Below are 995 nucleotides of genomic sequence, written 5' to 3'. Positions count from 1 at the left end.
GGCAAGAGCTGCTGCAGACGTATGCGCACCAGCACGTGCCGTTCGAGATGCTGGTGGAGCGGCTGCAGCCGGCGCGCAGCCTCAGCCACGGCCCGCTGTTCCAGGTCGTCTTCGCGATGCAGAACTTCGAGCGCGAACCGCTGGAACTGCCCGGTGCCACCTTGGAGGCGGTAGAGGCCGACGAGGCGACGCTGCGCCTGGACTACGAACTGGGGCTGCATGTGGTGGAAACGCCCGACGGCCTGGTGCTGCAGTGGTCCGGCAATGCCGACATCCTCGACCGCGCGACGCTGCAACGCCTGTCCGACGCGTATGTCGTGCTGCTGGGGGCCGCGGTCGAGCGTCCTGAATCGCCGGTGTCGGCGCTACCGCTGGCGGATGCCGAGGGCGGGCGTGCGCTCGTTGCCTGGGCGGGCACGCGCAGTGGCTACCCGCGCGATGCCAGCTTGCCGGCGCTGTTCGCGGCCCAAGCCGCGGCACAACCGGAGGCCGAGGCCGTGCGGGCCGGCGATCGGGTGCTGCGCTATGGCGAGCTCGAGCTGGCCGCCGGCCGGCTCGCGCGCTGGCTGCAGGACGCGGGCGTTGCGCGCGGCGACCGTGTCGCCGTGGCGATGCCCCGCTCGCCCGAGCTGGTGGTGGCGCTGCTGGCCATCTTGCAAGCGGGTGGCGCCTACCTGCCGCTCGACATCGAGCAGCCGCCGGAGCGGTTGCGCTTCCAGATCGCTGAGGCAGGCGTCGCGATCGTGCTGGCCGCCACGGACGAGGCGGCGCGGCTGCGCGGCCTGGTGCCGGCGGGGGTGGCGGTGGTTGAGCCGGCTGCTGCCGCGATGCGCGACGCACTCGCCAGCTGGCCGAGCACGCCCGCGACGCCGTCCGATCTCGGCGGCCAGGATCTGGCCTACGTGATCTACACCTCGGGTTCGACAGGAGAGCCGAAGGGGGTGGAGGCGACACACCGCAACGTGGTGAGGCTGGTCAGCGGAGCGGCGCAGTAC

General features: G+C 72.4%; 1 protein-coding gene. It reads left to right on the top strand.

The genetic code is table 11. The features are described from left to right. A partial coding sequence (locus AC1DYI_RS36790; RefSeq protein WP_477209017.1) for an AMP-binding protein occupies nucleotides 1-995 on the top strand: 995 nt, incomplete at both ends.

The sequence above is a fragment of the Ideonella sp. P3_A4 genome (assembly GCF_056403075.1).
Note: the sequence above shows the minus strand (reverse complement) of the source record. Positions and strands in the feature narration are given on the sequence as shown.